A 24,190-nucleotide genomic window follows, 5' to 3' on the forward strand; every position below is an offset into this window, starting at 1 on the left:
TCGGTACGGATTACGAGAAGGGGATGAATCCGACGGCGATGCCGACGAACGCAAGCGCCTCGGTGAAGGCGATACCGATCCACATGAGGACCTGCAGTCGGCCGGCCAGCTCGGGCTGACGGGCGACGCCCTCGATGGTCTTGCCGACCACGATGCCCACACCGATGGCGGGGCCGATGGCGGCGAGGCCGTAGCCGATCGTGGCGATGTGGCCGTTGATGTCAGCGAGAACCGTAGTAGCGTCCACGGATTTGTTTCCTTTCGGTTGTGGGCGGCGGCCAGTCGTCCGCGCCCGCGTTGTGCTTTAGTGCTCTTCTGCGACCGCGAGCTGGATGTAGACCGCGGTGAGGATCGTGAAGACGTAGGCCTGCAGGACAGCGACCAGGATCTCGAAGACCGTGAAGGCGCCGCCGAAGGCGAGGGTGGGGACGCCGAGAGCGGCCCAGCCGCCTCCGGCCGTGAAGAAGAAGAACTGGGTCGCCGCGAAGCAGAGCACCAGCAGCATGTGCCCGACCACCATGTTCATCAGCAGTCGGAGCATCAGCGTGACCGGACGCAGGATGAAGGTCGAGACGAGCTCGATGACTGCGACGATCGGCAGCGCGAACCCGGGGACGCCCTGCGGCATCAGGGCGTTCTTGAAGAAACGGAACCCATGGCGGCGGATGCCGGCGTAGATGAAGGTGACGTAGCTGACGACGGCCAGCAGGAGCGGAACGGCCGCGATGCTCGTGCCCGCGATGTTCAGGAACGGGATGATGCCCGTGATGTTCATGAACAGGACCATGAAGAAGATGGCCGTGAGGATCGGCAGGAACCGGTCGCCGTCCTTGCGGCCGAGCAGGTCGTGCGCGATGCCGTTGCGGACGAAGCCGAGGCCCATCTCGACGAGGCTCTGGAAGCGACCGGGGACCACACGCATGCGGCGCGTACCGAGCCAGAGGATGAGCACGACCGCGACGACCGAGAGGAACTGCACCAGGTGGATGCGGTGGACCGGGACGCCGAAGACGTCGAACAGGATCTCCGGGAAGAACTCGTCCATCGACGGACCGTGGAACTCGCCCCCGTCGGCGGCCATACGGGTGGTCAGGGTCGCAGCAAGATTAAACAGCGCGGGCTCCAGCTTCGGGGCACCGGTCAAACCGGGGCGACGACGGTCGGTGTGCTTCTCGGCGCAACGCTCGCAGTCCGCGAGCGGGCTCGGGATTCAGCCTATCAGACCCGAGAGTTTCCTGAATCCGCGTCGCCCTCCCCGTCCCTGAGAGCGGACGCGGCCCCGGGCGCCCGGTCCTCGGGGACCTCGGTGGGCAGCGAGGTGTCACTGACGGCGGGCAGGCGCATCCGGGTGAGGACGATCACATCCACCACGAGAGACATCACGACGCCCGCGATCATCGACAGGAAGAACACCATCGGCGAGACCCAGGGCATGCCCCGGATCACGAGCATGAGGACCACGAACAGTCCGAGCTTGAGAAGCCACCCGCCCAGCACGATCGCGAAGAAGAGCTGAACGTAGAGGGGCTCGCCGTACCACCGATTGGCGATGAGGATGCTGATCGCGGTGATCGCGAGGAACAGCACGGCCAGGAGCACGCCCGCAAGGCCGCTCCAGACGCCGTCCGCGCCGGCGACGAGGCCCCCGATCGTCGCCGCGATCGCCGCGAGGACGACGGCGGCGATCGCGGACCAGATCAGCGTGCGGCGAAGGATCGGGGTGCTGGAGACGGGACTCGGGCTCATCGGGGATCCTCGGGGTCGGAGACGGCAGGGGCGGGAACCGGGGGGACGATCGCGGTCACGCGGCGCGACGGGCGGCCGCGTGTGGGCAGGAAGGTGACGACGAGGCAGGCGGCGACGCCGACGACGCCGAACAGCACGCCGAACAGATAGTCGCCGTACCAGCCTTCCCTCGTGCCGATGTACATGAGCAGGACCGACAGCGAGATGATCGCCGTCCAGGCGTAGAAGATGAGGACCGCGTCCCGGTCGCGATGCCCGAGGTCCAGCATGCGGTGGTGCAGATGCTTGCGGTCCGGAGAGAACGGCGACTTGCCCGCTCTCATCCGCCGGAGCACGGCCAGCCCGAAGTCCAGGAGCGGCAGCAGCACCACGACGACGGGCAGGAGGATGGGGATGAAAGCGCCGAGGAGCTGAGACCTGCCGAACCGGTCCGGGGTCAGCATCTCAGGGTTCAGCTCACCGGTGAAGGCGATCGCCGACGTCGCCATGAGGAGACCGAGCACGAGTGCGCCGGAGTCCCCCATGAAGAGCTTGGCCGGACTCCAGTTCAGCGGCAGGAAGCCGATGCAGGCCCCGATGAGGACTGCGGCGAGGAAGGAGGCGAGGTTGAAGTAGGACGACTGACCGGTGTCGCGGGCGACGATGTAGGAGTAGGCGAAGAAGACGCCGTTCGCGATCAGGCACACGCCGGCGACGAGCCCGTCGAGGCCGTCGATGAAGTTCACCGCGTTCATCACGACGACAATGGCCACCATGGTGATCGCGATGCTCACCCAGTTCGAGCCGACGAACAGCTCGCCGATGGGCAGGGACAGGATCTGCAGGCCGCCCACGACCGTGATGACACCGGCGGCGAGGAACTGCGCGCCGAGCTTGATCATCCAGTCCAGGTCCCAGAGATCGTCGATCACCCCGATGACGGCGATGAGCAGCGCCGCCCCCAGCACCGCCCACATGGTCTGCGGCTGTGACCAGATGATCCCGAAGAACGGGTTGGCCGAGGACACGCCGATCGCAGTCGCGATGCCCAGGAAGATCGCCACGCCGCCCAGCCGAGGAGTGGGGGTCTTGTGGACGTCGCGCTCGCGGATGCCGGGATAGATCTTGAAGCGCAGGCTCAGCTGCCACACGACCCACGTCAGCGCGAGCGTGATCGCCGCTGTCAGGATGACGGTGAAGAGATACTGCTTCACGCGGGCCCTTCTGGCTCGTCGGGCGTCGCCGACGGCTCAGGGGTCGCGGGGGAAGACGCGGACGTCCCCGACATCTCAGGTGCCTCGGCGTCCGTGGGCTGCTCTGAGGCGGCCTGCAGGTCCGCGGGCACGGCGGCGCCGGGGGTCGCGGGCTCCTCGAGGAGGTCCCCGAGGACTCGCCGCAGCTCGTCGCGGGAGACCGCTCCGTCGCGGAGAACGCGCACCTTCGCGTCCTCTCCGCCTGGCCGTACGAGGGAGGTGGCGTCCACGATCGTCGAGGCGACCCCCGTGGCGCTCGGTCCGTTGTCGAGGTAGACCGCGACGCTGTCGCCGAGCATCCGCTCCGCGGCGCCGACCTCGACGGCCGCGTCCTGGCCGGTGAGGTTCGCGCTGGAGACCGCCAGCGGCCCCGTCTCCTCCAGCAGTTCCAGGGCCACGCGCATCTCGGGCATGCGCACGGCGACCGTCCCGTGCGTGTCGCCGAGGTCCCACACGAGCGAAGGCTGCGCCGGGAGGACGATCGTGAGGCCGCCGGGCCAGAACTCGTCCACCAGACGCTGCACCGGCTCTGGCACCGACTCCACGAGGGCGCTCAGGGTCGCGGCGTTGCCGATGAGGACCGGAGGCGGCTGGTTCCTCCCCCGCCCCTTGGCGTCCAGGAGCCGCTGTACCGCGGCAGGGTCGAAGGCGTCGGCACCGACGCCGTAGACGGTGTCGGTGGGAAGCACGATGAGCTCGCCGCGGCCGATGGCCTGACGCGCGTGACGCATTCCGGTGAGGAGCTGATCCGCATCGCGGCAGTCGAAGACGGAGGACATGACCCCTCATTCTACGCGGGCGCTCCCGTCGATCCGGTCACCGCTCAGGGACGCACCGCCGTGGTGGCTCGATCCCTCTGGGTCAGGTCGGGGTGGGTCGCCGTGGCGATCCACCCGTCAGCGTCGAGAAGAGCACGGATCTGCGGTCCCTGGAGCTCGCCATGCTCGAGGACGAGGACTCCGCCCTGGCGCAGGAGCGCGAGGCCGCGGCGGCTGACGACCCGGACGACGTCGAGGCCGTCCGCTCCCCCGTACAGCGCGAGAGCGGGATCGAAGAGCCGGACCTCGGGGTCACGGGGAACCGCGTCGTCCGGCACATAGGGCGGATTGGAGATGACGACGTCCGCGCTCCCCTCGAGCTGCGGAAAGGCCGATCCCAGGTCGACGAGCTCGAGGGTGAGGTTCGCCGCCCCCGAGGTGTTGCGGGCGGCCCAGGCGTACGCCTCAGGCGAGATCTCCGCGGCGAACACTCGGGCATGGGGCACCTCGGTGGCCATCGCGAGCGCGATCGCTCCGCTGCCCGTGCCCAGGTCGATGCCGATGGGCTCCGACGACACGGCAGCGGTCAGCGCGTCGATCGCGAACTGGACGACGACCTCGGTCTCGGGGCGGGGCACGAAGACGCCGGGGCCGACCGCGAGCTCGAGGTGACGGAACGGCGCACGCCCCGTGAGGTGCTGCAGCGGCTCGCGCCCGGCCCGGCGTGCGACGAGCGCCGCGATCGCCCCTGCGTCCGCGTCCGCGAGATCGTCCCCGCGCACCGCAGCCGCCTGAACCTCTCCCCTGCCGACGCCCAGCACATGGGCGACGAGCAGCTCGGCGTCGACGACCGGGGCGGGGACGCCGGCGCCGGCGAGGATCAGCGCGGAGTCGCGGAGGAGGACGTCGATCGGCTGGGGCACAGAGACCAAGCCTAACGACGTGACCGGGCGCGGCGAGGCACGCCGAGGCCAGCGAGGCGGCCGTCCCGCCGGGCCGCGCTTTCGTCATATTCGGTCCTTTCCCGATGCGCTCGCCTAGGCTGGCAGCCGCGGGCCGGCTCGACCGACGAGCCCGCGCATCCGGTGACGCACCAGGGAAGGGCAGCCATGGCCGGTATTCACTCCGACATCACGACCGCTTTCGGGAACACGCCGCTGGTGCGGCTGAACCGGGTGACCGAGGGCCTCGACGCCACCGTCCTCGTCAAGCTCGAGTCCTACAACCCGGCCTCGAGCGTGAAGGACCGGATCGGCATCGCGATGATCAACGCGGCCGAGCGCTCAGGGGCGCTCGCGCCCGGCGGGACCATCGTCGAGTCGACCAGCGGCAACACCGGCATCGCCCTGGCCATGGTCGGCGCGGCGCGTGGGTACCGGGTGATCCTCACCATGCCGGCCTCGATGTCGAAGGAGCGCCGCGTGCTCCTCAAGGCGTTCGGCGCCGAGCTCGTCCTCACCGATCCGACCAAGGGCATGTCCGGCGCGATCGAGGTCACGAGGCAGATCGTCGACGAGACTCCGGGCGCCGTCTGGGTGCGCCAGTTCGAGAACGCGGCCAACCCCCAGGTCCACCGGGAGACCACGGCGCAGGAGATCCTGCGCGACACCGACGGGAACGTCGACGTCTTCGTCGCCGGTGTGGGCACCGGCGGCACCGTGACCGGGACAGGACAGGCTCTCAAGGCGGCCAAGCCCGGCGTGCGGGTGATCGCCGTCGAGCCGAAGGACTCCCCCGTGCTCTCCGAAGGACACCCCGGACCGCACAAGATCCAGGGCATCGGCCCGAACTTCGTGCCGGAGATCCTCGACCGTGAGGTGCTGGACGAGGTGATCACCGCGGAGTTCGAGGAGTCGATCCGCGTCGCCCGCGAGCTCGCCGCGAAGGAGGGCCTGCTCGTCGGAATCTCCACCGGCGCCGCCGTCTCCGCCGCGCTGAAGGTCGCCGCACGCCCCGAGAACGCGGGGAAGACGATCGTCGTCATCGCCCCGGACACCGGGGAGCGCTACATCTCCACCGCCCTGTTCGAGGACCTCCGCGAGGAGTGAACGGCGTGGGCTGGATGACGCGCCTGCGCGAGGACGTGGCGGCAGCGCGTCTGCGCGACCCTGCGGCACGGAGCGCGTTCGAGGTGGTCCTCCTCTATCCCGGGCTGCACGCGATCTGGGCGCATCGGCTGAACCATGCGCTGTGGCGACGTGGGATCCGCTTCCCCGCACGGATGGGCTCCCAGGTCACGCGCTGGCTCACCGGGATCGAGATCCATCCCGGCGCGACGATCGGTCGCCGCTTCTTCATCGACCACGGCATGGGGGTCGTCATCGGCGAGACGGCCGAGGTGGGTGACGACGTGATGCTCTACCACGGCGTCACGCTGGGCGGTCGCCAGCGTGAGGGCGGAAAACGCCACCCCACGCTCGGCGACGGCGTGCTCGTCGGCGCAGGGGCAAAGATCCTCGGCCCCGTCGTGATCGGTGCGCGGACGGCGATCGGCGCGAACGCCGTCGTCACCAGGGACGCGCCGGAGGACGCGGTCCTCACCGGCGTCCCCGCCCGGGTGCGGGCGCGCCGCCCTGACGACGACATCACCCGGCTGCTCTCCGCGCCGGAGTACTCGATCTAGCCGGAGGAAACCCGAGCACGAACACGTGGATCGCGCCCGCCCTGCCCCCCGACGGGGCGAGCGCGATCCCGTGGTTTCCGACGCCCGCGCGTCTCCGACAGCGGGCGCCGGAGTCTATGAGGCGACGAAGAACGGGATCGCTCCGGTTAGGATCCCGACGCCGAGCATCACGAGCGAGACGATCGCCGCCCGCCACAGCACCTTCTTGTGGTGGTCGCCCAGGTTCACGCCCGCGAGCGAGACGAGCAGCAGGATCGCCGGCACCAGCGGGCTCTGGAGGTGGACCGGCTGGCCGGTGACGGACGCGCGTGCCATCTCGACCGGGTCGATGCCGAAGTGCGCTGCGCTCTGCGCGAGCACGGGCAGGATGCCGAAATAGAACGCGTCGTTCGACATGAAGAACGTGAACGGGATCGAGAGCACGCCGGTGATCGGCGCGAGGAACGGGCCGAGGGCCGGCGGCAGCACGTTCGTGATCCAGTTCGCCATCGCGTCCACCATCCCGGTGCCGGTGAGAACGCCGACGAGCACGCCCGCGGCGATGACCATCGACACCACGCCGACGATGCTCGGAGCATGGGCGACGATCTCAGACGCCTGATCCTTGAGTCTGCCGAAGTTCACGAGCAGCGCGATCGCCGAGCCCACCATGAACACGTAGGGCAGCGGGAGAACATCGAGCACCAGCAGGACCATGACCGCGACCGTCAGCACGAGATTGAACCAGATCAGCCGGGGGCGCAGGGTCGCACGGGCCGGGTCGAGCATCGTGTCGGCCATCGCGGTGTCGGTCGGGTCGACGCCGGCCGCGGCAACGGCGCCCCGGCCTCCGGCCACGGTCACGACGTTGCCGGTGTGCAGAGAGGCGCGGGCTCCTGGCTTGGCGTCGGCGCCGCGGAAGATCCGCGGGCCCCCGGCGAGCACGCCGCCCTCGGCGGTGCCGTCGAGACGGCTCTCGTCGATCCGTCCGAGGCGGTTGCGCTCCTGGACGCCCAGCAGCCAGGCGAAGCCGAGCGCGAGGACGAGGCCGACGCCGAGGGCCGGGAGCATCGGGACGAACACGTCGGTGGGCTGGAGGCCGAGCGCCGTCGCGGCGCGGACGGTCGGACCGCCCCAGGGCACGATGTTGAGCGTGCCGTTCATGAGCCCGGCGACACAGGTGAGGACCACGGGGCTCATGCCGAGACGCAGGTAGATCGGCAGCATCGCCGAGGTGGTGATGATGAAGGTGGTGGACCCGTCGCCGTCGAGCGAGACGGCGCCGGCGAGGATCGCCGTGCCGAGGACGACCTTGGCCGGGTCGTCACCCAGCAGGCGCGTGATCAGGCGGATCAGCGGATCGAAGAGGCCGACGTCGATCATGATCCCGAAGAACATGATCGCGAACATCAGCAGCGCCGCGGTCGGTGCCATCTTGGCGATCGAGTCGAGGATCATGTCGCCGAGCCCGAGCCCGGCGCCGGCGAAGAGGCCGAAGGCGGTAGGTACGAGGATGAGGGCGACCATCGGAGTGAGCCGCTTGGTCATGATGAGCGTCATGAAGACGAGCACCATCGTGAAGCCGAGGACGACGAGGACCCACTCCGGCGGCACGAAGGCCACGTCGTAGGAGGGCTTCTCGGCCGACGCGACGAGCAGACCGGTGAGCGCGGTGGACATGCGGGGACTCCTTCGTCGTTGCCCGTCGTCGTCGACGGGTGCTGCCGACCCTAGGGAATCCGTCGGAGGCGGGCGCGGTATCTCGCATTCCGCGCGGTTCTTCGCGTAGCGTGAGTTCTGCGCATATTGCTCAAGGGGATGGGATGCCGGGATCGGATCGGACACGCCTGCGTCTCGCGACGCGCGCGCTGCTCCTGCAGCTGGGGACGGTCGTCCTCGTCGTCGCGCTGTGCACGGGGGCCCACCTGCTCCTCGCCGTGCAGCAGCTGCGGGAGGAGGCGGAGTCCTCGGCTCTCGGGATCGCCAGGACCCTGGCCGAGGATCCTCAGGTCCGGACCGCGGTCGCGATCGCCTCGGCGGATCCGGGGACGCCACGTGCGGACGGGCTCAGGGACGGTGAGCTCCAGCGGATCGCGCTCGCCGTCGCCGGCCGCACGGGGGCGCTGTTCGTCGTGATCACGGACGATCACGGGATCCGCCTGGCCCATCCCGATCCCGCCCGTCTGGGCGAGGAGGTGAGCACTCCGTACCAGGAGGCGCTCGCCGGCCGTGAGGTGGTCGAGTGGAACGACGGCACGCTCGGCGAGTCGGCGCGTGCGAAGGTCCCGGTGCGGGACGAGGAGGGCACCCCGGTCGGCGAGGTCAGCGTCGGCTTCGCCCGCGCCGGCGTGTTCGACAACCTCCCCTCCCTCCTCCTCACGGCCGGCCTCGCCGCAGCGGGCGCGCTCATCCTCGGGGCACTCGCCTCTCTGCTCCTGCGCCGACGCTGGGAGCGGCTGACCCTCGGGGTCCAGCCCGAGGAGCTGGTCGCGCTGGTGCAGAACCAGACCGCCGTGCTCAACGGCGTCGGCGAAGGCGTGCTCGCGATCGACCAGGCCGGGATCGTGCGCGTCTGCAACGACGCGGCGGAGAGGCTGCTGGGGCTCCGCTCCCCCGTCGGGCGCCCGCTGGCCTCGCTGGGCCTCCCTGCGGCGGTGCACGACGCCGCGGCGGGCGCAGAGCCCCGTGCGGGCGTGCGCGTGGGCGACAGGGTGCTTTACCTGGACAGCCGCCCCGTCGAGCGCGACGGACGCGATCTCGGCACGGTCGTCATCGTCCGCGACCGGACGGACCTGGTCGCGCTGTCCGAGCGTCTTGAGACCGTCCGTACGATGACCGCAGCCCTGCGCGTGCAGCGGCACGAGTTCGCCAACCGCATGCACGTCGCCGCCGGCCTCATCGACGCCGCGCGCGTGCCCGAGGCGCGGGCCTTCCTCGACGAGATGGTGGAGCGCGGCGCCGTGGCCTTCCGTATCCCCGGCATCGACCGGGTCTCCGACCCGTTCCTGCATTCGTTCCTCGGCGCCAAGGGCATCGAGGCGGGAGAGCGAGGGGTCGCTCTGCGCATCGGCGAGGAGAGCCAGATCCTCGGGACCGTCCGCGAGGCGGAGGACGTCGCCGCGGTGCTGGGGAACCTCGTGGACAACGCCGTCGGCGCCGCGGTGGCCGGCTCCGCGCCGTCATGGGCCGAGGTGACGGTCCTCGACGACGACGACGCCCTCGTCCTGACCGTCGCCGACTCGGGGCCGGGACTCCCCCGTGACCACTCCGCCGACGAGTCCGCCGCCCGCGCAGACCGCGACGTCGTCGACGCGGTGCACGGCCACGGCCTCGGGCTTCCCCTCGCTCGGGAGATCGCCCGTCGCAGCGGTGGCGACCTCTGGATCATCGACCCCGGCGGCCTGCACGGCGGCGCGGTGTTCGCCGCACGGATCGGCGGTGCCGTCGCCCCCATCGGCCCTGGCACGGACCCGGTCCGCCCCGACCCGATGGAGAGCCCATGACCAATCCGATCCGTGTGCTGGTGCTGGACGACGATTTCCGGGTGGGACGGCTGCACCAGGCGGCCGTCGACGGCCATCCCGGCTTCGTCGCACGGGAGCCGGTGAGGACGATCGCCGAGGCCCAGGCCGCGATCCGCAGCGCCCGCCCCGATCTCCTCCTCGCCGACGTCTACCTTCCGGACGGCGATGGGATCGCCCTGGCGCGGGACGCGGGCGTGGACGTGATCCTCGTCTCAGCTGCGGACGACGCCCCGACCGTCCGGCGCGCGCTCCGCTCAGGGGCGCTGGCCTATCTTGTGAAGCCCTTCGAGCAGCGGGCTCTGACCGATCTCCTCGACCGCTACGCCCGCTTCCGCAACCTGCTCTCCGGCGATCGACCGCTCCGGCAGGAGGACGTGGACCGCGCGCTCTCGATCCTGCACAGCGCGGGAGAGCCGGTGTCGCTGTCGCGCTCGGCCACCGAGCAGCGGGTGCTCGCGGCGCTCGGCGACGGCGAGGCATCGGCGGCCGAGGTCGGCGAGCGCGTGGGGATCTCCCGGGCGACCGCACAGCGCCACCTGGCGGCTCTCGCGACGCGAGCCGTGATCGAGGTCAGACTCCGTTACGGCGCGACGGGGCGGCCCGAGCACCGCTACGCCATACGCTCCTGACGGCGCCGTCACCGACACGGGTGGCGACTCCACGGCAACGAGGCGGGCCAGGCCCCGTCCCCGTCAGGACTCGGCGCCGAGACCGGCCAGCCGCGCCTCCTCGTCGGCGTGGATCGCCGACTCGATGATCGGATCGAGCGCGCCGTCCATGACCTGGTCGAGGTTGTATGCCTTGAAACCCGTGCGGTGGTCCGCGATCCGGTTCTCCGGGAAGTTGTAGGTGCGGATGCGCTCCGATCGGTCCATACCGCGGATCTGTGAGCGCCGGGCGTCTGCGGCCTGCGCGTCGAGCTCCTCCTGCTGCTTCGCCAGAAGCCGCGCACGGAGCACGCGCATTCCCGCCTCGCGGTTCTGCAGCTGGGACTTCTCGTTCTGCATCGACACCACGATCCCGGTCGGGACGTGCGTGATGCGCACGGCCGAGTCCGTCGTGTTCACCGACTGGCCGCCGGGGCCCGAGGAACGGAAGACGTCGATCTTCAGGTCGTTCGGGCTGATCTCGATCTCGTCCGGTTCATCGACCTCGGGGAAGACGAGCACGCCGGTCGTGGACGTGTGGATCCGCCCCTGGGACTCGGTGGTGGGCACTCGCTGCACCCGGTGCACGCCGCCCTCGTACTTCAGGTGCGCCCAGACACCCTGGGCGGGGTCGGAGGAGGTCCCCTTGATCGCGACCTGGACGTCCTTGTACCCGCCGAGATCGGACTCTGTCCGCTCCAGGAGCTCGGTCTTCCACCCGCGGGACGCGGCGTACTGCATGTACATGCGAAGCAGGTCCGCGGCGAACAGCGCGCTCTCGGCACCGCCTTCGCCGGCCTTGATCTCCATGATCACGTCGCGTGCGTCATCGGGGTCTCGCGGGATGAGCAGACGCCGCAGGCGCTCCTGGGCGGCCTGCCGACGCTCCTCCAGGGCGGGAACCTCCTCGGCGAACGCCTCGTCCTCTCGGGCGAGCTCCTGAGCGGCCTCGAGGTCCTCCCCCGCGGCCACCCAGTCCTCATGCGCCTTGACGATCCTGCTGAGCTCCGCGTAACGGCGGTTCACCCTCTTGGCGCGTGCGCCGTCGGCGTGCAGGTCAGGATCCGAGAGCTCCCGCTCGACGGCGCGGTGCTCCTCGACGAGGGCCTGGACCGACTCGAACATGTCGCGCGCCGACGGGTCAGCGGATGCTGTTCTCGTGCCCGTGGCTGTGGCCCGTCGCCGGCGGCGCCGGGATCGACTTCTGCATCTGCACGAGGAACTCGACGTTGGACTGGGTCTCCTTCAGCTTGCCGAGCACGACCTCGAGCGCCTGCTGCGGGTCGAGGCCGGCCAGCGCACGGCGGAGCTTCCACGTGATCTTCACCTCGTCCGGAGAGAGGAGCATCTCCTCGCGGCGGGTGCTCGACGCGTTGACGTCGACCGCGGGGAAGATCCGCTTGTCGGCGAGCTGACGGGACAGACGCAGCTCGCTGTTTCCGGTGCCCTTGAACTCCTCGAAGATGACCTCGTCCATCTTGGAACCGGTCTCCACCAGCGCCGTGGCGAGGATCGTCAGCGAGCCGCCGTTCTCGATGTTGCGGGCGGCGCCGAAGAAGCGCTTCGGCGGGTACAGGGCGGATGCGTCGACGCCTCCGGTGAGCACACGGCCCGACGCCGGGGCCGAGACGTTGTACGCGCGTCCGAGACGGGTGATGGAGTCGAGCAGGACGACCACGTCCCTGCCGAGCTCGACGAGCCGCTTGGCGCGCTCGATCGCGAGCTCGGCGACCGTGGTGTGGTCCTCCGCGGGGCGGTCGAACGTCGAGGCGATGACCTCGCCTTTGACCGTGCGCTGCATGTCGGTGACCTCTTCGGGACGCTCGTCGACGAGCACGACCATGAGGTGCACCTCGGGGTTGTTCTGCGCGATCGCGTTCGCGATCTGCTGCAGCACGATCGTCTTGCCGGCCTTCGGGGGCGCCACGATGAGGCCGCGCTGGCCCTTGCCGATCGGGGCGACGAGGTCGATGATGCGTTGGGTCAGCTTCTCCTGCGCCGTCTCCAGACGCAGCCGCTCCTGCGGGTAGAGCGGGGTGAGCTTGCTGAACTCGACGCGGGTGCCCGCGTCGTCGGGCGAGAGACCGTTGATCGAGTCGACCTTCACCAACGCGTTGTACTTCTGGCGACCCTGCTGCTCGCCCTCTCTGGGCTGCTTGATCGCGCCGACGATCGCGTCGCCCTTGCGAAGGTTGTACTTCTTCACCTGGCCGAGCGAGACGTACACGTCGCTCGGGCCGGAGAGGTACCCGGTGGTCCGCACGAACGCGTAGTTGTCGAGCACGTCGAGGATGCCTGCGATCGGGATGAGGACGTCGTCCTCGCCGATCTCGGTCTCGAACTCGTCGCCGTTGCTGTTTCCTCGGCGCTTGTTGCGCTGGCGCTGGCGCTGCGAGGACGAGCTCTCGTCCTCGGCGGAAGGCTGCTCGCCGCCGTTGCCCTGGGCGCCGTTCGCACCATTCCGGTTCCGATTGCGGCTGCGGTTGCGACCACGGCCGCGGCCGCTCTGCTCGTCGCCGCCGTCCGTGCCGTCCTCGGTCTTCTCCGGCTTCCCGGCCTTCTCCGCCGACGACGCGTCGCCCGGCGCTGACGCCTCGTCGGCACGCTCGCCGCTCTTCTCGCCGACCGCGACGGGCTTCTCCTCGGTCGCGGGCTTCTCGCCCGGCGTCTCCGCCGCGTCCGCGGACGGGCTGTCAGCGGCCGCGTCCTCGGCCTTGGCGGCCCGGCTCTTGCGGGCGCGAACGGGCTTCTTCGCCGGCTCGGCCTCCGCCGCGGCGTCTGCCGCCGGCGCCGCGTCCACGGATGACGCGGCCTCGGTCGCGCTCTCATCGGCCTTCTTGGCGCGCGAACGACGCGGAGCCTTGGCCTTGGGCGCCTCGTCGGCAGGCGCAGCCGTCTCGGCGGGCGCAGCGGCATCCGCGGTCGGAGCGGCGGCGTTCGCGGCCTCCTCGGTCTTGGCCGCCGCGGTCGAGGCGGTGGTCGCGCGGCGCGGCGCGCGCTTGCGGGCCGGGGCCTTGACGGTCTCGGCCGCCTCCGGTGCGGCCGTCTCCGACGGCGTCTGGGCATCGGTCTGGGTCTCGGAGATGGTCTCCACGAGTGCTCCTCAATAAGTCGCTGGGGGGTGAGCGTCGCGCACAGCAGAGACTGGGCGCGGCCGCACGGCATCCTGCGCAGAACCGGCTGCTCAGCGCTTGTGACCACGGCTCGACGAGCCGTTCGGATGGTGCACGGGTGACGCAGAGATTGCGTCTCGGGCCGGAGTCACGATCGTGACGAGGTGCCCTCCGCTCTGGTCCTCATCGTACCACCCCGCACGTCCACTGCCACCATACGCCGTTCCCAGGGTGTGTCCGTGACAGTGTCCGCCACGGCGGCGGCGTCCAGCCGACGACCGGGGCCGTCGCACAGCACCAGCACGCTGGGACCGGCGCCGGAGACGACGGCGGCGAAGCCCGCGGCCCGCAACGACCGGACGAGGCGGCTCGTCTCCGGCATCGCCGGGGCGCGGTAGTCCTGGTGCAACCGGTCGTCCGTGGCGTCCAGCAAGACGTCGGGGCTCTGGGTGAGGGCTGCGACGAGCAACGCCGACCGCGACACGTTGAACACGGCATCCTCGCTCGGGACGTGCTGCGGCTGCAGGCTTCGCGCAGCCTCGGTCGACATCGTGTATCCCGGGACGAGCACCAGCGGCGACACCCCGCGATGCACGAGGAGCTTCTTGTGCCGGGGCCCTTCGGTGCCCATCCAGGCGATCGTGAGGCCGCCGAAGAGAGCGGGGGCCACGTTGTCCGGGTGTCCCTCCAGCTCGGTCGCCAGACGCAGCAGCGCATCGTCGTCGAGCTCGGCGATGCCCTCGAGCAGTCCCTTCGCCGCGAGCACGCCCGCCGCCACGGCGGCACCGGACGAGCCCAGGCCACGACCGTGCGGCACGCCGTTGCGCGCGTCCAGCCGGATCCCGGGCAGAGCAGCTCCGACGTCCGCGAACACATGGGCGATCGAGCGGACGACGAGATTGCTCTCGTCGCGCGCGATCTCCGCCGCGCCCGTTCCGCTCACTTCCACCTCGACGTCAGGCCGATCAAGGACCGTGACCTCCAGCTCGTCGTACATGCTGAGGGCGAGGCCGAGCGTGTCGAAGCCGGGGCCGAGGTTCGCACTCGTCGCCGGCACACGGACGCGGACCGACCTGCCGGCGCGAGGAGCGGTCACGGAAGGGGTTCCGCTCATGTCACTCCCCCTCGACCCGCAGCACCGACACGACCCGCGTCACCACGGGACTCTCCGCCAGCCGCGCGACCGTCCCGCTGAGCGCCTGCTCGGTGGCGGAGTGGGTGCCGATGACGAGGCGCGCGGTGGCGGTCGCGTCGGTGTCCACGGTCTGCAAGGCCGTGGCGACCGAGACGTGCTCCTCGCTCAGGATGCCGGCCACGGTGGCCAGGACCCCTGGCTGGTCCTCGACCTCCAGCGTGATCTGGTAGCGGGTGGTGATCCGTCCGATCGGTGCGATCGACAGGCTCTGCCTGGCCGACTCCCCCACGCCGACGCCACCGGCGATGTGCCGCCGGGCGGCCGAGACCACGTCGCCCAGCACGGCGGAGGCGGTCTGCACACCGCCGGCGCCCGCGCCGTAGAACATCAGCGGGCCGGCAGCCTCCGCCTCGACGAAGACCGCGTTGTTGCCGCCGTGGACAGAGGCCAGGGGGTGGTCGCGGTCGATCAGCGCCGGGTACACGCGCACCGAGATCTCGTCGCCCTCCGCGCCGCCGAGCCGCTCGCACACCGCGAGGAGCTTGATCACGTAGCCGGCCCGACGGGCGTCGGCGATCATGTCGGCGGTCATCGCCTCGATTCCCTCGCGGTGGACGTCCTCGAAGGAGACCTGCGTGTGGAACGCGAGACTGGCGAGGATCGCCGCCTTCTGTGCCGCGTCGTAGCCCTCGAGGTCGAGCGTGGGATCGGCTTCGAGGTAGCCGAGCTCGGTGGCGATCCGCTGGGCCTCCTCGAACGAGAGCCCCTCACGATCCATGCTGTCGAGGATGAAGTTCGTGCTTCCGTTGACGATGCCGAAGATGCGCACGATCCGGTCGCCGGCGAGCGAGTCCCGCAGCGGACGGATGATCGGGATGGCCGCGGCGACCGCCGCCTCGTAGGACACCGACGCGCCGACCTGGTCGGCGGCCTCGAAGATCTCCGCGCCATGGGTGGCGAGGAGGGCCTTGTTCCCCGTCACGACATCAGCGCCGGAGCGGATCGCGGCGAGCACGTGCGTGCGCGCCGGCTCGATACCGCCCATGAGCTCGATCACGATGTCCGCGCCCAGGATCAGCGCCTCCGCGTCGGTGGTGAGCAGCTCCCGCGGGAGCTCGGCGTCCCGCGGCGCGTCCGGGTCGCGGACGAGGATGCCGGCGAGCTCGAGCCGTGCGCCGCTGCGCTCGGCGAGGTCGTCGGCGTGCGCGAGCAGGAGCCGGGCGACCTGGGACCCGACGGATCCGGCGCCCAGCAGGGCGACGCGGAGGGTGCGGTGCTCCGTCATGCTTCTCCTTCTCCGGCCCGACGGCCGGTCTCGTGGTCTTTCGTCGTCGCGCGCGGAGCCGGTACGGCGAGCCCGGCGTCGCGCCCGAGGAGATCGTCGATCGTCTCGCCCCGCACGATGACGCGCGCCTCTCCTCCGCGGACGGCGACGACGGCGGGGCGGGGCGTGTGGTTGTAGTTGCTCGCCAGAGCATGGCAGTAGGCGCCGGTGGCGGGCACGGCGAGGAGATCGCCCGGCGCGACGTCGCCAGGGAGATACTCGTGGTCGACCACGACGTCGCCGGACTCGCAGTGCGAGCCGACGACGCGGACGAGCACGGGCTCCCCGCCGGCCTCACGGGAGGCGATGCGTGCGGAGTACTGCGCACCGTAGAGGGCGGGCCGCGCGTTGTCGCTCATCCCGCCGTCGACGCTCACATACAGACGGCTTCCCCGCTCGCCGAGCGCGACCGGCTTGGTCGTGCCGATCTCGTAGAGGGTGACCCCCGCCTGACCGATCACCGATCGGCCGGGCTCGAACGCGAGCTCGGGGACGGCGATGCCGCGGACCTCGCACTCGCGCGCCACCGCGTCGACGATCGCGGCGGAGAGCTCCTCGATCGGGGTCGGATCGTCGGCGACCGTGTAGGCGATGCCGAAGCCCCCGCCGAGGTTCAGCAGCGGGAGGTCTCCGTCCGTGAGGAGCCGCGCATGGAGATCGACCACCCGGGAGGCCGACTCCGCGAAGCCCGCCGAACCGAAGATCTGCGACCCGATGTGGCAGTGCAGACCGAGAAGCGAGAGGCCCGGAAGCTCGCGGATCCGCGCCGCGGCCGCGGGAGCCTCCTCCAGAGGGAGGCCGAACTTCTGGTCCTCGTGCGCCGTGGCGAGGAAGTCGTGGGTCTCGGCGTGGACGCCGCTGTTCACCCGCAGCAGCACCGGCTGGGTCCGCCCGACGCGCTCAGCGATCGCCCCGAGGCGCTCGATCTCGACGAGACTGTCGACGACGATCGTGCCGACCCCCGTCGTGACCGCACGCTCGAGCTCGGAGACGCGCTTGTTGTTGCCGTGGAAGCCGATCCTCGCCGGCCCGACGCCCGCGGCCAGCGCCAGCTCGAGCTCGCCCCGGCTGCACACGTCGACGCCCAGGCCTTCCTCCGTCACCCAGCGCGCGACCTCCGCGCTGAGGAACGCCTTCCCGGCGTAATAGACCCGGGCGGTCGTGCCGTGATCGGCGGCCGCAGCGGAGAAGGCGACGAGGATGCGGCGCGCGTGCCCGCGCACCTCGTCCTCGTCGAGGATGTACAGCGGCGTCCCGAACCTCTCCCGCAACGTCGCGACCGACACGCCCGCAAGGCGCAGGGCACCGTCATCGCCGCGCTCGGCAGAGGCGGGCCAGATCGCTTCCGGCAGCGCGTTCGCATCCTCGGGGACAGGAAGCCAGTCCGGGGCGAGCGGTTCATCGGGCAGGGCGGAGACCACGGGACGCCAATCGTCGGGAACATGCACCGCCTCACCCAGCCGCCCGATCGGGGCGGGTGCTGACGCAGACGGTCCGGCACAGATGATGCCGATTTCCCAGAATTCTAGGGCACCTGCCGAGCCGCTTCGGACGCCCGCCGACGCGTCGTACGCTCGTGGCATGGACGAGAACGGAAGACCAGGCGCCGCGGACACGCCGATCGCCCGCGCCGTCTCGGCGACCATCGCCTGGATGCTGGAGAAGCGGATCGCCCGCGCCGCCCTCCTCTACCTCGAACGACGCGGCCCCACCCTCGCCGACAGCATCACCTATCGCGCGCTGTTCAGCGTCTTCGCCGCCGTGCTGCTCGGGTTCTCCGCCGCGACGCTCTGGCTGTCCGGCAACCCCGGGGCGTTCGAGGCGCTGGTCCGCACCGTGAGCACCGCCATACCCGGGCTCGTCGGCGAGGACGGGATCGTCGACCCCGCCAGGATCACCGCCCCCGTCGAGCTGTCCGTCGCCGGTGCCGCCTCGCTCATCGCCCTTGTGGGTGCGGCGATCGGCGCGATCGGCGCGCTGCGGACGGCGTTGCGCGCCCTCGCCGGGACGATCGCCGACGACGTCTTCTGGCTGTGGGTCGTCCTGCGCAACCTCGCGCTCGCTGTGGGGATCGGCCTGTCCTTCGTCGTCACCACGTTCGTGACCTTCTCCGGGACCGCCGGGATCCGTGCCCTGATGGGCCTCTTCGGAGCCGGCGACGGCGAGGCTGCGTCCTGGGCCGAGCGGATCCTCGACCTCGCTGTCGTCTTCGCCCTCGACACTCTCCTCATCGTCGCGCTGTTCGCCGTGCTCGCCGGTATCCGCGCCCCCGCGCGCGCTCTGTGGCCCGGCGCGCTCCTCGGCGGCGCCGGGCTGGTCGTGCTCCAGCAGCTCTCGAGCCTCTTCGTCGGCGGCGCCCGGGCGAATCCTCTCCTGGCCTCCTTCGCCGCCTTGATCGCGCTGCTGCTGTGGCTCAACCTCTCAGCCCAGGTGATCCTCTACGCCGGGGCCTACATCGTCACCGCGACGGAGGACGCCGCGGACGACGGCAGCCGCGCTCCGCGGACGTTCGCCGAACGACGGCTGGAACGCGCCGACCGTGCGCTCGCCGCGGCCGAGGCGGAGCGCGAGGCAGCTCGCGCGGTCGTGCAGGAGGAGCGTGCGAAGACCTGAGCGCATCGACGCGCCTAGGTCTTCGGGCAGGTGCCCTTCTCCCGCAGGGCGGGATCCATCCCGATCGCGCCGTCTGCCTCGATGCCGACCACGACGGCATCCGCGGTCACCTCGACCGCGGCCAGGCGGAGGCCGGCGGGGATACGGTCTGCGATGCAGATCCGCTGCGTCCTGACCAGTCCGTCTGCCACGGATCCGAACCGTGACCGGATGGCGTCGGCATCGAGCTGAAGGCTCCCGATCCTCGCTGACACGGGTTTGAGGGTGAGCTGGCCGCCCTCCGCACCGGGGGTGATGGTCGCCGACAGCGGGACCTTCACGCCGAGCATCGAGACCTCGCCCGTCGCAGTGAGGTCGGGCGGGGAGAGCGCGACATCATGGATCGGGAGCCCTGTGGTCTTCGCGACGTCCGCGAACTGCGCGGCGGTGAGGCGGAGGGCTCCCCGCGCCTCTTCCATCTCTCCGCCGTGGAGCGGCACGCCCTTGAGGTCCACCGCGGCCGCGCCCGCGAGCGGGCCCAGTGCGACCCGATCCGAGGAGAGGTGCAGGCTGTCCAGGCGTCCGCCGATCAGCTGTAGCAGAACGACGCCGGAGGTCTGCACGTCGAGCTGCTGATCGGCCGGAAGGTCGAGCGCGGTGATCACCCGCTCGCGGACCGAGGACGCCACGAGCCCGCGCGCGACGAACTCGCCGCCGACGGCGAGCGCCGCGACCAGGATGATCGCTCCCGCCGTGAGCCACGGCCATCTCGGACGACGCCGGATGACGATCTCCTCCGACGGCGACAACGCCGGCAGCGGGCCTGTGGGCGTCGGATAGCGTGTGCCGAGGTCCCGCGGATAGGGCTCGGTGTTCCCCTCGCCGCCATCGCTCATGGTCATCACATCCGTTCGGGGGCGGACACGCCGAGCAGACGCAGGCCGTTGCGCAGCACCTGTCCTGTCGCGTCGTTGAGCCACAGGCGGGTCCGGTGGACGGTCTCGACGGGCGCGTCGCCCTGCGGGATCACGCGGCAGTTGTCGTACCAGCGGTGGTAGAGGCCCGCGAGCTCCTCGAGGTAGCGGGCGATGCGATGCGGCTCGCGCACGGCCGCGGCGAAGCCGACGATCCGGGGGAACTCCTGCAACGCCCCGAGCAGCGCGGCCTCGGTCTCGTGCGTGAGCAGCTCCGGCACGAACTCGGACCTGTCCACGCCGGAGTCCGCGGCGTTGCGCGCGACGTTGTGGGTCCTGGCATGCGCGTACTGCACGTAGAAGACGGGATTGTCGTTCGTCCGCTTCTGCAGCAGCTCGGGGTCGAGGGAGAGCGGGGAGTCGGCCGGATAGCGCTCCAACGAATAGCGCAGCGCATCGGTGCCGAGCCATTCGCGCAGATCGTCCATCTCGATGATGTTGCCCGCACGCTTGCTGAGCCTGGCCCCGCCCACCGAGACGAGCTGACCGATGAGCACCTCGATGTCCTTCTCGGGGTCGTCGCCCGCCGCCCCGGCGAGCGCCTTGAGGCGGTGCACATAGCCGTGGTGGTCCGCGCCGAGCAGGTAGATCTTGTGCTCGAAGCCGCGGTCGCCCTTGTCGAGGTAGTACGCGGCGTCGGCAGCGAAGTAGGTGTACTCGCCGTTCGAGCGGCGGATCACCCGGTCCTTGTCGTCGCCGAAATCGGTGGTGCGCACCCAGACCGCGTCGTCCTGCTCGAAGACGTGTCCCTGCGCACGGAGCCGGTCCACGGCCCGATCGACCAGGCTCGGTCCCCCGTCCTCGCTTTCGGCGTGCAGGACCCGCTCGGAGAACCAGACGTCGAAGTCGACGTTGAACGCCGCGAGCGACTCCTGCTGCTCCGCGAGCTGAGAGGAGTAGGCGAGCTCCCTCGCCACGACGACCTGCTCCGCCTCGGGGAGATCGAGCAGGTCGGGGCGCTCAGCCAGCACCCGCCGGGCGATGTCGCCGATGTAGCTCCCCGCGTACCCCCCCTCGGGGGTCGGCTCGCCCTTCGCCGCGGCGAGCACGGACCGGGCGAAGCGCTCCATCTGCACGCCTGCGTCGTTGATGTAGAACTCCCTGGCGACCCGCGCTCCCGAGGCGTCGAGAAGACGGGCGATCGCGTCGCCGAGCGCCGCCCAGCGCGTGTGGCCGATGTGCAGCGGCCCGGTGGGGTTGGCGCTCACGAACTCGACGTTGATCGAGCGCCCGGCTTGGGAGTCGTTGCGCCCGTATGCATCGCCGGCCTCGACGATGGCGCGGGCAAGGGAGCCCGCGGCCCCCGCCTGCAGGCGGATGTTGATGAACCCCGGTCCCGCGACCTCGACCCCGGCGACGCCGTCCGCGTGGACGAGTCCGTCGGCGATCTGCTGTGCGAGCTCCCGCGGGGCGACGCCGAGGGGCTTGGCGAGCCGCATCGCGACGTTGGTCGCCCAGTCGCCGTGCTCGCGGTTGCGCGGCCGGTCCAGCACGATGTCCGCGACGGCGATCTCCAGCGGCTCGCCGGGTCGTCGCTCCGCCGCGATCGGGTCCAGGACGGCGAGGACGGCTTCGGCAAGGGATTCAGGGCTCATAGAGCACCAATTCTAGGCGTGCGGGCGGGCGTTCCCTGTGCCGTCCACGCCGCGCTCGACCTTGCGCCGCGCGATGGTATCGGCAAGCCGATCGCGCTCGGCGGCGCCGGGGCCCTCCCCCGCATGCCGCAGGGCGAGGAAGGCCGCGCCGACCGCGCCGTCGGAGACCCGGATGATCTCGCCTCCCGCACCGATGCGGGCGACGCCGTCGGCGAAGACCCGCTGCGCGGGACCGGGACGAGCGAGGATGCTCCCGCCCACGACGACCGGGCCAGGGACCGTGTGGACGGCGGCGAAGGTGCGCACGAGCTCCGCGCCCGCGCCGCGCAGGACGCCGTCGGCGACCGCGTCGCCGCCCTCGGCCGCATCGAAGACGAGAGGGGCCAGACCCGCGAGCTCGATCGGGCGCGCGGCGTAGAAGGCACGGATGACCGCCTCCAGCTCTCGCCGTCGCCCGTTCGGGCTGTCCGGCTCCCTGCCGGGGTCGACGCCGAGCCGCGTGAGCACGGCGTCGGTGATCGTCGTCGCCGCGCCCGTGCCGTCCAGGTCCTCGACGACGGCTCTGGCCGCGCGGTGACCGATCCAGAAGCCGCTCCCTCGGTCGCCGAGAAGCCAGCCCAGTCCGTCTGCGGTGGCGACGGTGCGTCCGCCCTCGATCCGGATCACGCTCGCTCCCGTCCCGCAGACGACGCCGTAGCCGGCCTCCGAGACGGTGCCGCTGAAGTACATCGCGAGGAGATCCGAGTCGAAGGCGAGGCGTCCGTGGAAACCGTCGGCAGCGAGCGGGTCGCCCAGCCATCCGCCTGGCCCGTTCGCGTCGTTGCCCGCCATGGCCGCGACAAGGAGCGACACGTCCTCGATCAGGGCGCCGGCCTGCGCGAGCGCGTCGGCCACGGCGGCCCTGACGCCACGCACGGCACCGTCACGGCCGACGGAGATCGGGTTCCCGCTGCCCGCCGCGCCGTAGCCGACCGCCGTGCCGTCGGCGTGCGAGAGCACCGCTCTCGTCGAGGTGCCGCCGGCGTCCACTCCCAGAATCAGCGTTTCTCGCCCCATCCCCTGCCCTGTCCTCGTCGACGTGTGATCGGACTATTGACGTGCGATCGAAATCGGATGAGAATGCTTTTCACTCGAGCATCGAAGCTCGCGAGACATTTTCATCGGAGGCAATGGTGCCACGGAGCAACGTCGTCGGCAACGCACCGACAATCGCGCAGCGCATCGCGCTGCATCGCTCCGCCATGCCCGCCGCGATGTCCAAGATCGCCGACGTCATCAGCGAGCATCCCACGGCGCCGGTCGAACTGACCATCACCGAGCTCGCCGACCGTGCCGGCACCTCCCCGGCCACCGTCACCCGCTTCTGCCGGGCGATCGGGTTCGATGGCTACACGCAGTTCCGGGTCGGCGTCGCATCCGAGTCCGGACGCGGTGACGCCGACACCACCTGGCAGGCCGACATCGGCCACGAGTTCGGCCCGGACGACTCCCCCGACCGGGTGCTGCGCACCCTCCTCTCGCTGCACATCCGCAGCCTCGAGACGACCACCGCATGGCTGGATCTCCGCGAGGTGGAGAGGGTCGCCAGGGCGATCGCGAACAGCCGACACGTCGACATCTACGGCGTCGGCGGCAGCAGCGTGATCGCCGACGAGTTCCAGGGCCGGCTCTACCGGATCGGCGTGAACGCCCACTCCTGGTCCGACGTGCACGAAGGACTCACGAGCGCCGTCCTCCAGGACGCCGACTCCGTCGCGATCGGCATCTCCAACACCGGACGCACCGACGAGACGATCCAGATGCTCTCCCAGGCCAGCGCCTCAGGCGCCTTCACGGTCGCCCTCTCGCACGACGCCGAGTCCTGGCTCGCCTCGGTCGCCGACGTCGCGCTGACCACCGCGGCCGCGAGTCCCTACCTGCGCCCCGACGACCTCTCGGTCAAGCACTCCCAGCTCCTGGTGATCGACCTCCTCTACCTCCTGGTCGCCCAGCACACCTTCGGCGAGGCGGCAGGTCGCCTCGCCGCGAGCGCGATGGCGGTCTCGGGACACCGCCGCTCCGGCCGCCCTCCGCTCCGCTCCTCGCGCCGTCCCACCCCCCACCCCAAGGAGGCCTCCTGATGACCGCCAGCCCATCCGACCTGCTCCGCGAGGCACAGACCCGCCTCGAACGTCTGACCGCCCGTGCGGAGGCCGGCGACTACGACGGGGCGATCGTCCTCCTGACCGAGGCGATCCGCGCGGGCGGCGTCGTCCAGGCGTTCGGGACCGGCCACTCCGAGGCGTTCGCGATGGAGATCGCGGGGCGCGCCGGCGGCCTGATCCCGACCAACCGGATCGCCCTGCGGGACATCGTGCTCCATGGAAGCCGGCCCGCGGAGGTGCTCACCGGATCCCTGGAGCGGGAGCCCTGGGTCGTCGAGGAGCTGATGGCGGCGACACCCGTGAACCCGGCCGACGCGTTCGTCATCGCCTCGAACTCGGGCGTCAACGGCTCGATCGTCGGCGTCGCCCTCTGGGCGAAGGAACACGGCCACCCGGTGATCGCGGTCACGAGCCTCGATCACACCTCCCGCGTCGAGCCCAAGCACCCGAGCGGGAAGCGGCTCAGCGAGATCGCCGACGTCGTGATCGACAACCTCGCCCCCTACGGCGACTCCACGCTGGAGATCGCGAACGGCATCGGCGTCGGGGCGATCTCCTCGATCACGGCCGCCTTCATCGCGCAGCTGCTCACCCTGGGCGTCTCCCGCTCCATCGCCGACGGCGGCGAGGTCCCTCCCCTCTACATCTCGGCCAACATCCCCGGGGGCGACGAGCACAACTCGGCTCTCGAGGACCGCTACCGAGACCGGATCCGCCGCGGCGCCTGACGCGACGGTCCTTCCTCCCCATCCCGATATCCCATCCACCCCTGAAATGCACGAGAAAGTCACCCGCAATCCACAC

General features: G+C 70.9%; 22 protein-coding genes. 7 read left to right on the forward strand and 15 right to left on the reverse strand.

Annotation, left to right across the window (positions count from 1 at the left end; genetic code table 11):
* Nucleotides 1–10: 10 nt before the first annotated feature.
* From atpE to prmC, 6 genes are all read right to left on the reverse strand, one after another.
* Nucleotides 11–247 carry an ATP synthase F0 subunit C gene (gene atpE / locus ACP15J_RS03710; protein WP_197220103.1) on the reverse strand — a complete coding sequence of 79 codons (237 nt, stop codon included), beginning with the start codon at nucleotides 245–247 and terminating at the stop codon, nucleotides 11–13.
* A 57-nt stretch (nucleotides 248–304) separates the two neighbouring features.
* Entirely contained in the window at nucleotides 305–1,081 is a 777-nt protein-coding gene (atpB, locus tag ACP15J_RS03715; protein ID WP_424980838.1) for a F0F1 ATP synthase subunit A, read from the reverse strand.
* Nucleotides 1,082–1,218: 137 nt separating this feature from the next.
* Entirely contained in the window at nucleotides 1,219–1,746 is a 528-nt protein-coding gene (locus ACP15J_RS03720) for a hypothetical protein (RefSeq protein WP_424935403.1), read from the reverse strand.
* The gene (locus ACP15J_RS03725) at nucleotides 1,743–2,939 is read right to left on the reverse strand and encodes a glycosyltransferase family 4 protein (RefSeq protein WP_424935402.1); all 1,197 of its coding nucleotides are present in this window, start codon (nucleotides 2,937–2,939) and stop codon (nucleotides 1,743–1,745) included. Before ACP15J_RS03725 ends, ACP15J_RS03720 begins: the two co-directional genes overlap by 4 nt.
* Nucleotides 2,936–3,757 (reverse strand): L-threonylcarbamoyladenylate synthase, encoded by an 822-nt coding sequence (locus tag ACP15J_RS03730; protein WP_424935401.1) that lies wholly within the window; start codon nucleotides 3,755–3,757, stop codon nucleotides 2,936–2,938. Before ACP15J_RS03730 ends, ACP15J_RS03725 begins: the two co-directional genes overlap by 4 nt.
* 44 nt (nucleotides 3,758–3,801) lie before the next feature.
* On the reverse strand, nucleotides 3,802–4,659 hold the full coding sequence (prmC, locus tag ACP15J_RS03735) for a peptide chain release factor N(5)-glutamine methyltransferase (RefSeq protein WP_424935400.1): 858 nt from the start codon (nucleotides 4,657–4,659) through the stop codon (nucleotides 3,802–3,804).
* A 186-nt stretch (nucleotides 4,660–4,845) separates the two neighbouring features.
* Here prmC and cysK point away from each other — a divergent pair, with 186 nt between their 5' ends.
* Both cysK and epsC read left to right on the forward strand, forming a co-directional pair.
* The gene (gene cysK / locus ACP15J_RS03740) at nucleotides 4,846–5,784 is read left to right on the forward strand and encodes a cysteine synthase A (protein WP_424935399.1); all 939 of its coding nucleotides are present in this window, start codon (nucleotides 4,846–4,848) and stop codon (nucleotides 5,782–5,784) included.
* Between the two features lie 14 nt (nucleotides 5,785–5,798).
* Nucleotides 5,799–6,359 (forward strand): serine O-acetyltransferase EpsC, encoded by a 561-nt coding sequence (gene epsC / locus ACP15J_RS03745; protein WP_424936055.1) that lies wholly within the window; start codon nucleotides 5,799–5,801, stop codon nucleotides 6,357–6,359.
* A gap of 114 nt (nucleotides 6,360–6,473) precedes the next feature.
* Here the strand turns inward: epsC and ACP15J_RS03750 are convergent, their stop codons facing one another.
* On the reverse strand, nucleotides 6,474–8,018 hold the full coding sequence (locus ACP15J_RS03750; RefSeq protein ID WP_424935398.1) for a CitMHS family transporter: 1,545 nt from the start codon (nucleotides 8,016–8,018) through the stop codon (nucleotides 6,474–6,476).
* 143 nt (nucleotides 8,019–8,161) lie between these two features.
* On the opposite strand from ACP15J_RS03750, the gene ACP15J_RS03755 reads away from it, so the two are divergent.
* Both ACP15J_RS03755 and ACP15J_RS03760 read left to right on the forward strand, forming a co-directional pair.
* Nucleotides 8,162–9,841, forward strand: coding sequence for a sensor histidine kinase (locus ACP15J_RS03755; protein ID WP_424935397.1), 1,680 nt, complete (start codon nucleotides 8,162–8,164; stop codon nucleotides 9,839–9,841).
* Nucleotides 9,838–10,491 (forward strand): response regulator, encoded by a 654-nt coding sequence (locus ACP15J_RS03760; protein WP_424935396.1) that lies wholly within the window; start codon nucleotides 9,838–9,840, stop codon nucleotides 10,489–10,491. The genes ACP15J_RS03755 and ACP15J_RS03760 overlap by 4 nt, the downstream gene beginning before the upstream one ends.
* Before the next feature lie 63 nt (nucleotides 10,492–10,554).
* Here the strand turns inward: ACP15J_RS03760 and prfA are convergent, their stop codons facing one another.
* The 5 genes from prfA to lysA form a co-directional block, all read right to left on the reverse strand.
* On the reverse strand, nucleotides 10,555–11,634 hold the full coding sequence (prfA, locus tag ACP15J_RS03765; protein ID WP_424935395.1) for a peptide chain release factor 1: 1,080 nt from the start codon (nucleotides 11,632–11,634) through the stop codon (nucleotides 10,555–10,557).
* 16 nt (nucleotides 11,635–11,650) lie between these two features.
* Nucleotides 11,651–13,603: a transcription termination factor Rho gene (gene rho, locus ACP15J_RS03770; protein WP_424980839.1), complete on the reverse strand. Its 1,953-nt coding sequence runs from the start codon at nucleotides 13,601–13,603 to the stop codon at nucleotides 11,651–11,653.
* Nucleotides 13,604–13,770: 167 nt separating this feature from the next.
* A complete protein-coding gene (thrB, locus tag ACP15J_RS03775) occupies nucleotides 13,771–14,736 on the reverse strand; it encodes a homoserine kinase (protein ID WP_424935394.1) in 966 nt (321 codons plus the stop codon).
* A gap of 1 nt (nucleotide 14,737) precedes the next feature.
* Nucleotides 14,738–16,042, reverse strand: a complete 1,305-nt coding sequence (locus ACP15J_RS03780; protein WP_424935393.1) for a homoserine dehydrogenase — start codon at nucleotides 16,040–16,042, stop codon at nucleotides 14,738–14,740.
* Nucleotides 16,039–17,502 (reverse strand): diaminopimelate decarboxylase, encoded by a 1,464-nt coding sequence (gene lysA, locus ACP15J_RS03785; RefSeq protein WP_424935392.1) that lies wholly within the window; start codon nucleotides 17,500–17,502, stop codon nucleotides 16,039–16,041. The genes ACP15J_RS03780 and lysA overlap by 4 nt, the downstream gene beginning before the upstream one ends.
* Before the next feature lie 160 nt (nucleotides 17,503–17,662).
* Between lysA and ACP15J_RS03790 the strand changes: the two genes are divergently transcribed.
* Nucleotides 17,663–18,694, forward strand: a complete 1,032-nt coding sequence (locus ACP15J_RS03790; RefSeq protein WP_424935391.1) for a YihY/virulence factor BrkB family protein — start codon at nucleotides 17,663–17,665, stop codon at nucleotides 18,692–18,694.
* A gap of 14 nt (nucleotides 18,695–18,708) precedes the next feature.
* Here the strand turns inward: ACP15J_RS03790 and ACP15J_RS03795 are convergent, their stop codons facing one another.
* Genes ACP15J_RS03795 through ACP15J_RS03805 form a run of 3 tightly spaced genes read right to left on the reverse strand, consistent with a single transcriptional unit; the run spans nucleotide 18,709 to nucleotide 22,298 of the window.
* Complete coding sequence (locus ACP15J_RS03795) at nucleotides 18,709–19,569, reverse strand: DUF2993 domain-containing protein (RefSeq protein WP_424935390.1); 861 nt, start codon at nucleotides 19,567–19,569, stop codon at nucleotides 18,709–18,711.
* A gap of 5 nt (nucleotides 19,570–19,574) precedes the next feature.
* The gene (gene argS, locus ACP15J_RS03800) at nucleotides 19,575–21,242 is read right to left on the reverse strand and encodes an arginine--tRNA ligase (protein WP_424935389.1); all 1,668 of its coding nucleotides are present in this window, start codon (nucleotides 21,240–21,242) and stop codon (nucleotides 19,575–19,577) included.
* Between the two features lie 12 nt (nucleotides 21,243–21,254).
* The gene (locus ACP15J_RS03805) at nucleotides 21,255–22,298 is read right to left on the reverse strand and encodes an N-acetylglucosamine kinase (RefSeq protein ID WP_424935388.1); all 1,044 of its coding nucleotides are present in this window, start codon (nucleotides 22,296–22,298) and stop codon (nucleotides 21,255–21,257) included.
* A 113-nt stretch (nucleotides 22,299–22,411) separates the two neighbouring features.
* On the opposite strand from ACP15J_RS03805, the gene ACP15J_RS03810 reads away from it, so the two are divergent.
* Together ACP15J_RS03810 and ACP15J_RS03815 are read left to right on the forward strand one after the other, a co-directional pair.
* The gene (locus tag ACP15J_RS03810) at nucleotides 22,412–23,362 is read left to right on the forward strand and encodes a MurR/RpiR family transcriptional regulator (RefSeq protein ID WP_424935387.1); all 951 of its coding nucleotides are present in this window, start codon (nucleotides 22,412–22,414) and stop codon (nucleotides 23,360–23,362) included.
* Nucleotides 23,362–24,114 carry a sugar isomerase domain-containing protein gene (locus tag ACP15J_RS03815; protein ID WP_424935386.1) on the forward strand — a complete coding sequence of 251 codons (753 nt, stop codon included), beginning with the start codon at nucleotides 23,362–23,364 and terminating at the stop codon, nucleotides 24,112–24,114. Before ACP15J_RS03810 ends, ACP15J_RS03815 begins: the two co-directional genes overlap by 1 nt.
* Nucleotides 24,115–24,190: the final 76 nt, after the last annotated feature.

Source organism: Microbacterium sp. S308A+ (genome assembly GCF_049800815.1).
In the GTDB taxonomy this organism is placed as follows: Bacteria; Actinomycetota; Actinomycetes; order Actinomycetales; family Microbacteriaceae; genus Microbacterium.